Here is a 13,620-nt window from a genome sequence, read left to right as displayed (position 1 = left end):
TAAGGAGAGAGTAAATCGTTTTACGTTTGTTAAGGCGTATTTGCTCACAATAACTGGGCAACACACCTTTCCTTACCTAAAACGATTTTATCTTGAACGTAACTTAGCCACGAAAGAGTAGCAGACTCTAATGACAATATTTGATCATCGCACGGGACAAAATATCGATAGTGGGATTGATAAAATCTAGCGACAAGAACTCATCAGGTTGGTGGGCTTGCTCAATCGACCCTGGGCCCAGTACAAGAGTAGGGCATAAGGTCTGTAAGAATGGCGCTTCGGTACAGTAGTTGACAGTTTCTGAACGGGTTTGACATATTTCTTCGATACCACCGATAAAAGGGTGTTCATGATCACATTCATAGCCCGGGATCGGTTCATGCAGCGGGAGGATTTCAATTCTGCCCGGCCACTTAGATTCGACTTCTTTTAAAGCACCACGTAGCATGTTTTCTAAACCATCAAGGCTAATTCCTGGTAGAGGGCGCACATCATAATGCAGCTCACAGCATCCACAAATGCGGTTAGCGCTATCTCCCCCATGTATGTGACCTAAGTTAAGCGTTGGGCTTGGAATGGCAAAACCTGGGTGATGGTATTCTTTCACCAGCTTATCGCGTAATTGCATCATGGCAAACATCACTTCATGCATGATTTCTATTGCGTTTACGCCAAGCGCAGGATCAGATGAATGACCAGATTTACCCGTCACGCGTATGGCGTTTGCGACATGCCCTTTATGACCTCGAATCGGAACAAGGCTGGTAGGCTCTCCAATGATGCAATAATCCGGTTTAAACGGTGCGTGTTCCGTAAAATGACGAGCACCCAGCATCGTGGTTTCTTCATCGCAAGTGGCCAAAACATAAAGAGGTTTGGTTTGCTTACTCCAGTCGAGTTGCTTTACTGCTTGATAGATAAACGCAAAAAAGCCTTTCATATCCGCAGTGCCCAAGCCGTAAAAGCGATTGTTTTGCTCAGTTAATGTATGGGGATCAAAATTCCAACGTCCTTCATCAAACGGCACTGTATCGCTGTGCCCAGCTAGGAGCAACCCACCTTCGCCTGTCCCCAGGCGTGCGATCATATTGTGTTTACCTGGCGCTACTTCGATCACATCGACAAAAAAACCAAGATCTTTGAACCAAGAAGCCAGCTTCTCGATCACTTTTGCATTGCCTTGATCCCAACTTGGATCGGTTGAGCTTATCGATGAAGTGCTAATAAGGCCTTCATAGACTTCGAGAAAAGTAGGTAATTGCATAGGTTATCTCATTCTCCTATTGACAGACTGATGATGAAAATGTAAAACACATAATAAATCAATTTGAGTGAATAGAAAATCAAATTAAGGTTTAATTTATAGATTAATAATCATTTTGCTTAAGTGAATGGATATCAAAGCATGCTAAAAACCACGATAATTGGAGCCAGCGGGTACACCGGTGCAGAATTGGCTTTGATGGTCAACCAACATCCACATCTCTCTCTTGCCGGACTGTATGTTTCAGCAAATAGCGCAGATGCCAACAAGAATATTGCCCAATTACACGGCAAACTTAAGGGCGTGATTGATCAACCTGTCCTCCCCTTAACTGACTTACAACAAGTCGCCAATGAGGCCGATGTCATTTTCCTCGCGACGGCTCATGAAGTGAGTCATGACTTAGCGCCCACCCTGTTACAAGCAGGTTGCCAAGTGTTCGATTTATCTGGTGCATTTCGGGTTAAAAGCGCAGGTTTTTATCGTGAGTTTTATGGGTTTGAGCATCAGTACCACAATTGGTTGGATAAATCAGTCTACGGGTTAGCAGAATGGAACTCAGTCGCGATAAAAACTTCGCCACTGATTGCCGTTGCAGGCTGTTATCCGACAGCATCACAATTAGCCATCAAGCCTCTTCTTGAAGCAGGCCTAATTGACACTTGCCAATGGCCAATCATCAATGCGGTGAGTGGTGTTTCAGGAGCAGGCCGAAAAGCATCGATGACCAATAGTTTTTGTGAGGTAAGTTTGCAGCCTTACGGTGTGTTCCATCATCGTCATCAACCAGAAATTGCTCAACATTTAGGTTGCGATGTGATTTTTACTCCACACCTAGGCAACTTTAAGCGCGGTATTCTTGCCACGATCACGATGAAGTTGGCGCAAGGCGTGACGGAAGCACAAGTGGCGCAAGCGTTTGAACAAGCTTACCAAGGCAAGCCAGCGGTTCGTCTTAAAGGTGATGGTATGCCACGTATTCAGGATGTCGAAAATACCCCTTTCTGTGATATCGGCTGGAAGGTACAAGGCGAACACATCATTGTGATTTCGGCAATCGACAACCTACTTAAAGGTGCATCGAGTCAAGCGATGCAATGTCTCAATATTCATTACGGTTACCCAGAACTGACAGCGTTGCTGTAGTCATTGAAAGAGGGAAATGCGATGACGCAAACCAATCAAGCTCCATTAGTCATTAAGCTCGGTGGTGCAGCTCTATCTTGCACTCAAACGTTAAGCCAATTGTTTGGTGCCATTTCGGCTTACCAAAAGTTAGCGCAGCGACAAATCGCTATCGTTCATGGCGGTGGCTACCTAGTTGATGAGTTGATGGCAAAGCTTCAGTTTGAAACCGTAAAGAAAAACGGTCTTCGCGTGACGCCTTATGAGCAAATTCCTGTGATTGTAGGCGCGCTTGCAGGCACAGCAAACAAATTGCTTCAAGGTCAAGCGATTGCGGATGGTCTGAATGCAGTGGGTCTTAGTCTCGCAGATGGTGGATTATGTGATGTTGAAGAACTTGACCCAGAGCTAGGCGCTGTAGGCAAAGCATCACCGGGTAATTCAACCCTTTTACAAGCGTTGCTAAACGCAGGTGCACTGCCGATCATCAGCTCAATTGGTCTGACTGAAAAAGGTCAAATGATGAACGTCAATGCCGATCAGGCAGCAGTGGCAGTGGCGGGTGCTTTAGATGCAAATCTGGTTTTTCTTTCCGATGTCACTGGGGTTCTCGATGGAAAAGGACATTTGATCCCCATTTTATCGGATCAAGAAGCGCAAGGTTTGATCGAAGGGAAAGTGATCACCGACGGCATGATCGTCAAAGTGAGATCCGCTATAGAAGCGGCGAAGGATCTTGGTCGCGTAGTTGAAGTTGCAAGCTGGCGATCCCCAGAAAAACTCACTCGATTGTTGTCTGGAGAAAGAATTGGAACTCAGTTTCTACCTCAATAAAAAGCGGCTTCGACTTGCTGAAACACGGCATTTTGAGGTGACTGGGTAGAACATATTAAATATTAGGAAGTAATTGGCACTGACCGCCAAGTGCAGCGCCAGTAAGTTTGGAGAAGAAAATGAGCAAAGTGAATGTAAATAAAGTGGTTGTCGCATACTCAGGTGGTCTCGATACTTCAGTGATTATTCCGTGGTTAAAAGAGAATTATGATTGTGAAGTAGTTGCGTTTGTCGCTGATGTTGGTCAAGGCGCCGAGGAGCTTGAAGGGATTGAAGCTAAAGCGAAGGCTTCGGGAGCTTCGGAGTGTTACATCGCAGACCTGAAAGAAGAAATGGTTGCGGAATACATTTTCCCGACACTAAAAACCGGTGCTTACTATGAAGGTAAATACCTACTAGGTACATCAATGGCCCGTCCAATTATTGCCAAAGCCCAAGTTGAAGTCGCACGTAAAGTAGGTGCTGATGCACTGTGCCATGGCTGTACAGGTAAGGGTAACGACCAAGTTCGTTTTGAAGGCGCATTTGCAGCACTAGCACCGGACCTACATGTGATTGCACCATGGCGTGAATGGGATCTTGTCAGCCGTGAAGAGTGTCTTGATTACCTTGCTGAGCGTAACATTCCTTGTTCTGCTTCTTTGACCAAGATCTATTCACGTGATGCAAACGCATGGCATATTTCAACAGAAGGTGGCGTACTTGAAGATACATGGAATGCACCCAACGAAGATTGCTGGGTTTGGACGGTCGATCCTGAGCAAGCACCTGATGAAGCAGAATATGTCACTTTAAAAGTTTCTAAAGGTGAAGTGGTTGAGGTTGATGGGGAAGCCATGACGCCTTATAACGCACTTATTTATCTCAATGAAAAGGGTTCGAAGCACGGTGTTGGACGTATCGACATTGTAGAAAATCGCTTGGTTGGAATGAAGTCTCGTGGCTGCTATGAAACACCTGGTGGCACCATCATGATGGAAGCATTACGTGCCGTTGAGCAGCTTGTTCTTGATAAGTCATCATTTGAATTTCGCGAGGAATTAGGCTTGAAAGCTTCCCACCTTGTTTACGACGGTCGTTGGTTTACACCGTTATGTAAATCGATTCTTGCAGCTTCAGAGGAGCTGGCACAAGATGTTAATGGTGAAGTCGTGATTAAGCTTTACAAGGGGCAAGCGACAGTGACACAAAAACGTTCTGACAATAGCTTGTACTCTGAAGAGTTTGCAACGTTTGGTGAGGATGAAGTATACGATCAAAGTCATGCTGGTGGCTTTATTCGTCTGTATTCACTATCGAGCCGGATTAGAGCTTTGAATAGTCAGAAAAAGTAACGGGTCAAGCTAGGAAGTTAAGTGGCTCTCCCAATTGAAGAAAAACAAGACTTGTGAGCGATTAACAGGTCTTTTTTTGTAAGTAGTTACTCAATCTTTAATTGAATAAATATGCCAGAATTATGAATTAATACTTTATTTTTGCATGAAGTTATCGTAACTTAGATTGATAACAACAAGTAAGCACAGGCCAGCTGTTGGTTAGTGAATACAAAATGAGTCGTAAACAAGTGTAAGCAAGTAGAAATAAGCAATAAGCATCAGGAGAGACGCATGGCATTGTGGGGCGGAAGATTTACTCAAGCAGCAGATACTAGGTTCAAGGATTTCAACGATTCATTGCGTTTTGACTACCGCTTAGCTGAGCAAGATATTATCGGCTCGATTGCTTGGTCGAAAGCGTTGTTGTCAGTTGGGGTATTATCTGGCGAAGAACAACAAAAGCTCGAGCTAGCTCTGAACGCCCTCAAGCTTGAAGTAATGGAAGACCCAAACCAGATCCTACAGTCGGATGCGGAAGATATTCACTCTTGGGTTGAACAGCAACTGATCAGTAAAGTGGGAGACTTGGGTAAAAAACTCCACACAGGACGTTCACGTAATGATCAGGTTGCCACGGATTTAAAACTTTGGTGTCGTCAGCAAGGCCAGCAACTTCTTATTGCACTCGATCGCCTACAAACTCAAATGGTCAATGTGGCAAAGCAGCACCAAGCCACGGTTTTGCCCGGTTATACTCATTTACAGCGTGCTCAGCCTGTTACTTTTGCTCACTGGTGCTTGGCGTATGTAGAAATGTTTGAACGTGATTATTCTCGTTTAAACGATGCACTACAGCGATTAGACGCCTGTCCTCTTGGATCGGGGGCTCTTGCAGGAACGGCCTACCCGATTGACCGGGAAAAACTCGCGCATAACTTAGGTTTTCAACGTGCAACGCGTAACTCCTTAGACTCTGTCTCTGATCGTGATCATGTGATGGAATTGATGTCAGTAGCTTCCATTTCTATGTTGCACCTCTCGCGGTTAGCGGAAGATATGATTTTTTATAATTCTGGAGAGTCTAATTTTATTGAGTTGGCAGATACCGTGACTTCAGGCTCTTCATTGATGCCACAGAAGAAAAATCCAGATGCGCTTGAGCTTATCCGTGGTAAGACTGGCCGCGTTTATGGGGCGCTTGCTGGCATGATGATGACGGTTAAGGCATTGCCGCTGGCATACAACAAAGATATGCAAGAAGACAAAGAAGGTCTATTCGATGCACTCGATACTTGGAATGACTGTATGGAAATGGCGGTTTTGTGCTTTGATGGCCTTAAAGTGAATGGTGAGCGAACTCTAGAAGCAGCGAAGCAGGGCTACGCTAATTCTACAGAATTGGCTGATTATCTTGTGGCAAAAGGGATTCCATTTAGAGAAGCCCACCATATTGTGGGTGTTGCTGTGGTCGCCGCTATCAACAAAGGATGTGCGTTAGAAGAGTTGTCTTTACAAGAATTGCAGGCTTTCTCGGGTGTGATTGAAGCGGATGTTTACGGTATTTTAACCATCGATTCTTGTTTAGAAAAACGCAGCGCATTGGGAGGGGTATCATCTAAGCAGGTTGCTTATGCTGTGGATCAGGCCGACCAACGACTTGCACAGCGTGATGCATCAGCAGTTAAAGTTCGTCCTGCACGTTTGACGGACATTGATATGCTAGAAGGGATGGTCACTTACTGGGCCAACATGGGAGAAAACCTTCCACGTTCACGTAATGAATTAGTACGTGATATTGGCTCTTTTGCTGTCGCTGAACATCATGGTGAAGTCACAGGATGTGCGTCGCTGTATGTTTATGATTCAGGTCTTGCAGAGATTCGTTCACTCGGTATTGAAGCAGGGTGGCAAGGCCAGGGACAAGGCAGTGCTATCGTGAATTACCTGATTGATAAAGCCCGTCAGATGGCGATAAAAAAAGTGTTTGTCTTGACTCGTACTCCTGAGTTTTTTATGAAGCAAAGCTTTTTACCGACCTCAAAATCGTTACTACCAGAAAAAGTACTTAAAGATTGCGATCAGTGTCCACGTCAGCATGCATGTGATGAAGTTGCATTAGAAATCAATTTGTTGGAGCAGTTAATTCAAAAAAGCTGCGTTGCTTAGATTGACCGTAAAAATAGAAGCCGTGGTATAGATTTATTGTATTTAAGAAATTGAAAAAAAATCTGGAACTTTTACGAAAGTGCCGAGTCTACTTAAATACCACTGCTTTTTCTTAGAAGAATCTAAGAAGGCCCCAAGACTATAATTGGTCTTGGGGCTTTTTTCTTTTTCTTACCCTCCCAGATTTTAAGTCTCTTCTCTTCTCTTTTCTTATTCTTCTTGTTTCTTTTTGTTTCAGTTATTGGGCGGAATATGTGCAGCGCTTTGGCTGATAAAGTCAAAAATGCAAAATTAGCTTAGTGAGTAAGAGAGGTGATTCAACTCGTGTAAGGTGTTCTTCATTTAAGGTGAGGAAAAAGTATGTCAGTTGAACTTAAAGTTGCACTTGGCTTCGCGAGTGGTTTTTTTGTGATTGGATTGACCGCGATCGTTATGGTCAGCCGCTATGCAATGATTGCTGCATAATATTTTTTACAAGTGGCTGATATAAAAAGTAATCTCAGGGTGCTTTGAAGGTCATCCTGAGAAAGCTTGGATATATAGAAAATGCCTCATCTGTTATTGAAATGATGAGGCATTATTGTTCTAAACTGTGATTGTTCTAAAACGTGATTGTCTTAAACCATTGCTGTACGGTTAACAGCCAGGTCCACAGTCAAGACAATGTTTGATCATTTCAGGGCCTAAATTGAGTTTGGCATTTAGATCACGCAGTGCGGTTCTTACTCCTTCCTCGATAACGGGATGGTAGAACGGCATATCTAACATTTCTGAAACCGTCATCTTGTTTTGATGTGCCCAAGCGAGTAGGTGGGCCAAGTGTTCGGCATCAGGACCGATCATTTCTGCGCCGAGGAAACGTCCTGTTCCTTGCTCACCATAGACATGTAACAGTCCTTTATTACGTAGCATGACTCGCGAACGGCCTTGATTTTCAAACGAAACCTCACCTGTTTCAAAGCATCCACATGTTCCCAAACGTTGTTGTATTTGTTTGAAGGTTTCACCCACCATCGCAATTTGTGGGTCAGAGAAAACGGCTGAAATATGTGAGCGACGAAGTCCTTGCTTAATCTCTGGGAAACGTCCCGCATTATCACCAGCAATTCGAGCCTGATCGGCAGCTTCATGTAGCAGCGGTATTTGGTTACTGGCATCTCCAGCAATGAATATACTTTCAACTGAAGTCTGGAGAGTATGGTAATCGGCTTTTGGAACACCTCTATCATCGAGCTCAAGATGCGTGTTTTCTATTGCTAAATTATCAACATTTGGTCGACGACCTGTTGCTGCCAACACATAATCGGCGATAAATGTCTCTAATTCACCTTGATGGTTGATGAATTGGATCTCAACGTGATCGTCGCCGTTTCCATCTAATGAAGGTATGCGCTTCATGCTTTCGATGTTGACATTGGCATCAAGATAAAACTCGTCTTGAAAGGCTTTTTCTGCATAGTTCATCACTTCAGGATCCGTCAACGGACCCACCTGCCCACCAAGACCAAATAGTTTGACTTCAACGCCTAAACGATGCAGAGCTTGACCTAACTCAAGACCAATAACACCAGGGCCAAATACGGCGACAGCGCGAGGTAGGTCGTTCCAATCGAACACATCGTCATTGATCACTAATCGATCGCCTAACTCATTCCAAGCTGCCGGATAGGCCGGTCTCGAGCCTGTGGCAATAACAATACGCTTTGCGTGGATCGTGGTGTGATCATCAACTAACAATGTATGGTCATCGATAAATTTTGCGTATCCAGAAACTTTGTCTTGCGCTGGGATTTCATCGACACCTTCCAAAACGAAGCCAACAAAGCGATCACGCTCACTTTTAACTCGAGCCATCACTTCTTGTCCATTAATGAGGGTTTTACCTTGTGGATGGACACCAAAGCCGGGTGCTTTTTCTATTTGATGAACGCTTTCTGCTGCTGCAATTAACAGTTTCGAAGGCATACAGCCAACGCGAGCACAGGTTGTGCCATAAGGGCCACCTTCAATCATCACAACATGATCAGTATGAGCTTTTGCTGCTCTGTAAGCGCCAAGACCGGCAGTGCCACCACCAATAATGGCGACATCGACATTTAATGTTTTCATAATAAACTCTCACTTTATGGCCAAACCGCGTTATCGCTTAGTTTGGAAGTCGTTATTTTTAATCGGGTCGAAAGTCTTTGGTGATGACATCGTAAGACTTGTATTTGGAGGTGCCTCCTGACGTTTGTGACAGGAGGCGAGATATTATTAATCTAGGTAAGCTGCTAGGTCGTCACTGCCACCAATGTGTTTACCGCCAATAAAGACTTGAGGAACCGTTGAGCGGCCAGAAACTGCGCGCAAACTTACGGTTGATGCGTCTTTGCCAAGAACAATTTCTTCAAACTGTAAACCATGTTCACGCAAGTTTTGTTTTGCCTTAGTACAGAAAGGACAGCCAGGTTTAGTAAAGACAGTGATCGACTCTTGTGCTTGGTAATCCGGTGCGATGTAGTTGAGCATAGTGTCGGCATCAGAAACTTTAAACGGGTCGCCTGGCTCGTTTGGTTCAATGAACATTTTTTCTACGATGCCATTTTTGACCAGCATGCTGTAGCGCCATGAACGTTTGCCAAAGCCTAAATCATTTTTATCAACCAACATGCCCATGCCATCGGTGAATTCGCCATTACCATCAGGAATGAAAGTGATGTTTTCCGCTTCTTGGTCTGCTTTCCAAGCATTCATAACAAACGTGTCATTAACTGAGACGCAAAGAATATCGTCGACGCCATGCTCTTTGAAGACAGAAAACAACTCATTGTAACGAGGCAAATGGCTTGAAGAACAAGTTGGAGTAAAAGCGCCAGGTAAACTGAAGACAATCACGGTTTTGTCTTTAAATAGCTCATCAGTAGTAAGGTTGACCCAAGCATCGTCTTGACGAGTTGGGAAAGTCACTTGTGGGATGGCTTGGCCTTCTTTTGAAGTAAACATAAATATTTTCCTTTGGTTATTCATCGGTAATTCGGGTTAGAGCTTAGCTTGCTTTGCTCAATAATTTCGTTTTGTTGCGCTCATTATTGAAAAAATCCTTTGATAGTTCTAATCATTTGATGCTATGGTTTTGATAGGCAATTTCTATTTTATAAGTGAGAACGATGAACATTCGAGATTTTGAATATTTAGTCGCACTTGCGGAACATAAGCACTTTCGTAAAGCTGCTGAAGCCTGCTTTGTGAGCCAACCTACATTGAGTGGTCAAATCCGTAAGCTAGAAGAGCAGCTTGGAACAACGTTGTTAGAAAGAAGCAGCAGAAGGGTTTTATTTACGGACTCCGGATTGGAGTTGGTTGAACAGGCTAAGCGTATTTTAAATGAGGTCAAAACGTTTAAAGATATGGCCAGTGGGCAAAGTGGTTCTATGACAGGACCGATGCATATTGGCTTTATCCCGACGGTTGGGCCCTATCTCTTACCTAAGATTGTGCCTCAACTTAAAGAAACTTTTCCTGATTTGGCTTTGTTTCTCCATGAAGCGCAAACGCATCAATTGGTCCGTCAACTAGAAGAAGGCAAATTGGATTGCTTAGTCCTTGCCTCAGTCGATGAGACGGCACCGTTTAGAGAAATTGAGGTGTACAGCGAACCTTTGAGTGTGGCAGTACCTTGTGATCATGAATGGGCAGGAAGAGACAGCATCGATATGCTTGAACTGAATGGCAAAACGGTTTTAGCTTTGGGAGATGGCCACTGTCTTCGAGATCAAGCTCTGGGCTTTTGTTTTGCTGCAGGGGCCAATGACGACGAACGCTTTAAAGCGACCAGCTTAGAAACATTACGTAATATGGTTGCGGCTGGAGCTGGGATTACTCTCTTGCCACAGTTATCGATTCCGGCAGAAAGAACCAAGGATGGCGTATGCTATTTACCCGCTGTGAACCCAACGCCTTCGCGTCAATTGGTTTTGGTGTATCGACCGGGCTCACCACTTCGTGAACGCTTTGAAACGTTAGCAGCGGCGATCAAAGGGATCTTAGATGATTAACTGAGTCATGTCTCTAGCTAGGTAAGAGGCTGAGTGTGGTGGCACACAAGAGATGCGAGTAACAAACAATTAAGGGAGCCAAAACGGCTCCCTTAAATTCTATAGGCCAACAACTTGATGTTGCTGGGGGTAATCGACGTGTTGTACTGAGACTTCGTCGCGAGCAGTAAGCGTTAGAAGAGTTCTTCTGAGCTGCCACTGCCTCCAGAATAAATATTGTCTTCTAAACCATGTCTGAAATATTTTGTTGGTTGGGTACCTTTCTCAAAATATTCAAAGGTAGTTGTCCCATCTATTTTATCCGTGAGTAAACCACTCTTGCGGTCGATACGAACGCGGATTATATCATTTGGCATACGTTTGCTCTGCTCTGGTTTGCCATCTAACGCAACGCTCATAAAGTCAATCCACGCTGGTTGAGCCGTTTTGGCTCCAGCTTCAGCGCCAGACACTTGATTTCTTCCTAGGTTTTTATTGACAGTCGTGCGTCCAAGAGAGCGTGAATGGCTATCAAAGCCTACCCATGAAACCACTACAACACCAGGCCCGTAGCCATTGTACCAAGTATCTTTTGAGCTGTTTGTTGTGCCACTCTTGCCACCAATATCGTGGCGTTTGAGTGTTCGAGCTCGCCAGCCTGTGCCTCTCCAATCATCGACCCCCCAAATATTGCTGTACATCATTTCACGTGTGAGGAAAGCGTTTTGCTCAGAAATGACTTGCTTGGCAAGGTGTGGCATGTCTTGTTGTTGTGAGTGATTTGGGTCAACCTCTTCAATTGAAACATCTTCCTCACCAAATTCAGTTGAGAGCTTCTCCTCAGCTTTTTCAACCAGAGGTTGGCAATTGCTTTTACATACTACCGTTGGGTTTGATTTGTAGAGCACTTCACCGAAAGGGCTATTGATATGATCAATATAGAAAGGTTCAACAAAGTAGCCGCCGTTAGCAAAAACAGAGTAACCTTGTGCGACTTGCAATGGCGTTAAGCTTCCTGCGCCAAGTGCAATGGTCTCTGAATGAGGGATATTTTTAATATCAAAGCCAAAGTGAGTTAAGTATTGGCGAGTTTGTTCTAAGCCCACTTCTCGAAGCGTTCTGATTGCCATAACATTCTTTGATGTCGCTAAACCAATGCGAAGACGAGTTGGTCCATTATAGTTCGCTGGAGAGTTTTTTGGTCGCCATGCCGACGCTGAGCCTACATCCCAATGATGAATAGGTGCATCATTAATCAGTGAAGCCAGAGTCAGGCCTTTATCGAGAGCGGCAGAGTAAATAAACGGTTTGATACTTGAGCCCACCTGACGCATAGACATGGTAGCGCGGTTAAACTTGCTATGAGCAAAGTTGAATCCACCAACCAGAGCCAGCACAGCGCCATTATCAGGATTCATTGCAACGAAAGCTGTGTTTACATCCGGAACCTGACTCAACTTCCAGCTATGAGTGATCACACCTTTTGCATCTGTTGTTGCAATTTCACGAGTCCAGATTTGTTGACCAACAGCAAGGACACTTTTTGCGGACGTGGGTGGTTTCCCCTGACGCTCATCATTAATGAATTTTCTTGCCCAGTTGATGCCTTGCCATTCAAGAGTCTGCTGCCCATTGTTTTTGATCGACACCTTGGCTGTTTTGTCTGTGACTTCGGTGACAACAGCAGGGTAAAGCTGGCCGTAGGTTGGTTGGCTCTTAAGGTGTTTCGCGATTTGTTGTTCATTCCACGACGCACTATCTGGTGCCCAAAGTTCTTTTACCGCACCTCGATACCCATGACGTTCATCGTAAGCAAGTAGGTTATTAATGGCGGCATTGTTGGCTGCTTCTTGGAGAGTCGATGTTACTGTCGTGTAGATATTTAGCCCTGATGTGTAGGCATGCTCTTCACCAAACTTTTTCACTGCCCATGAACGTGCAAGCTCGGCCACATAAGGGGCAGAGACTTCAATGTCCGCACCATGGTAGTGTGATTCGATTTGCTCTGAACGTGCTTGTTGATATTGTGCTTGAGTGATGTATTTCTCATCTAACATACGCTTTAGGACGACATTACGACGATGGGTCGCGCGCTCAAGAGAGTAAATAGGGTTCATCGTAGAAGGCGCTTTTGGCATTCCTGCAAGCACGGCAATCTCACTCAGAGACAGCTCATCCAGTTTTTTACCAAAGTAAACCTCGGCAGCTGCACCAAAACCATAGGAGCGATAACCTAAAAAGATCTTATTAACATAGAGCTCCATGATTTCTTGCTTAGTCAATAACTGTTCAATATGGATGGCGATAAATATTTCTTTAATTTTTCGCATCAGCTTCTTCTCATTTGAAAGGAAGAAGTTACGAGCTAGCTGTTGAGTAATGGTACTTGCCCCTTGTTTTGCTGAACCAGAGACTAGAACAACAAGAGCGGCACGAGTGATACCAATAGGATCGATACCCGGATGATCATAAAAGCGGCTATCTTCCGTCGCGATCAGAGCATTGATGAGGTCTTGTGGAATGTCCTCGTAGGTAACTGGAATTCGGCGTTTCTCGCCAAATTGTGCGATCAGCTTTTCATCTTGACTGAAAACCTGCATAGGTGTTTGTAATTCAACATTTTTAATTGTTGCCACATCTGGCAATTCTGGCTTTACATATTGGTAGAAGCCAAAAATTGTAGTGACTCCAAGAATTATGCAAATCAATGTTAAAAGTAATAAACGCTTTATGAACTTCACCGGATAATCCCTGATTAGTTGAGGCTGTATAACGGCAAACCCTAGTACTCTTGGGTTAAAAATTTAGCATATGAGAGATATTAACTCTTATTTAGATATTAATAACAACCTTTGCACGAAGAAAATTCTCGCTGGGTGCACGCCAAGACGGCAGCGGA

The 13,620-nt window shown here is 44.3% G+C and carries 9 protein-coding genes; 5 read left to right on the top strand and 4 right to left on the bottom strand.

Features of this window, described 5'->3' with window-relative positions; genetic code table 11:
* Positions 1-127 precede the first annotated feature (127 nt).
* Positions 128-1,264: an acetylornithine deacetylase gene (gene argE, locus BS333_RS12620; protein ID WP_021710747.1), complete on the bottom strand. Its 1,137-nt coding sequence runs from the start codon at positions 1,262-1,264 to the stop codon at positions 128-130.
* A 141-nt stretch (positions 1,265-1,405) separates the two neighbouring features.
* Here argE and argC point away from each other — a divergent pair, with 141 nt between their 5' ends.
* The 4 genes from argC (at position 1,406) to argH (ending at position 6,705) form a co-directional block, all read left to right on the top strand.
* A complete protein-coding gene (argC, locus tag BS333_RS12615) occupies positions 1,406-2,410 on the top strand; it encodes an N-acetyl-gamma-glutamyl-phosphate reductase (RefSeq protein WP_021710746.1) in 1,005 nt (334 codons plus the stop codon).
* A 21-nt stretch (positions 2,411-2,431) separates the two neighbouring features.
* Entirely contained in the window at positions 2,432-3,223 is a 792-nt protein-coding gene (gene argB, locus BS333_RS12610; protein WP_021710745.1) for an acetylglutamate kinase, read from the top strand.
* Positions 3,224-3,342: 119 nt separating this feature from the next.
* On the top strand, positions 3,343-4,557 hold the full coding sequence (locus BS333_RS12605; RefSeq protein ID WP_021710744.1) for an argininosuccinate synthase: 1,215 nt from the start codon (positions 3,343-3,345) through the stop codon (positions 4,555-4,557).
* A 273-nt stretch (positions 4,558-4,830) separates the two neighbouring features.
* Positions 4,831-6,705, top strand: coding sequence for an argininosuccinate lyase (argH, locus tag BS333_RS12600; RefSeq protein ID WP_021710743.1), 1,875 nt, complete (start codon positions 4,831-4,833; stop codon positions 6,703-6,705).
* Between the two features lie 636 nt (positions 6,706-7,341).
* Here argH and BS333_RS12590 read toward each other — a convergent pair.
* Entirely contained in the window at positions 7,342-8,814 is a 1,473-nt protein-coding gene (locus BS333_RS12590; protein WP_021710742.1) for a dihydrolipoyl dehydrogenase, read from the bottom strand.
* Between the two features lie 147 nt (positions 8,815-8,961).
* Entirely contained in the window at positions 8,962-9,690 is a 729-nt protein-coding gene (locus tag BS333_RS12585) for a glutathione peroxidase (protein ID WP_021710741.1), read from the bottom strand.
* Positions 9,691-9,854: 164 nt separating this feature from the next.
* On the opposite strand from BS333_RS12585, the gene oxyR reads away from it, so the two are divergent.
* Entirely contained in the window at positions 9,855-10,742 is an 888-nt protein-coding gene (gene oxyR / locus BS333_RS12580; protein ID WP_021710740.1) for a DNA-binding transcriptional regulator OxyR, read from the top strand.
* A 173-nt stretch (positions 10,743-10,915) separates the two neighbouring features.
* Here oxyR and BS333_RS12575 read toward each other — a convergent pair whose 3' ends face one another.
* Positions 10,916-13,462: a penicillin-binding protein 1A gene (locus tag BS333_RS12575; protein ID WP_021710739.1), complete on the bottom strand. Its 2,547-nt coding sequence runs from the start codon at positions 13,460-13,462 to the stop codon at positions 10,916-10,918.
* Positions 13,463-13,620 lie beyond the last annotated feature (158 nt).

It is taken from the genome of Vibrio azureus, from assembly GCF_002849855.1.
GTDB lineage: Bacteria > Pseudomonadota > Gammaproteobacteria > Enterobacterales > Vibrionaceae > Vibrio > Vibrio azureus.
The sequence above is the reverse complement of the archived record's forward strand: the minus strand, read 5'-3'. Positions and strand labels throughout refer to the sequence as shown.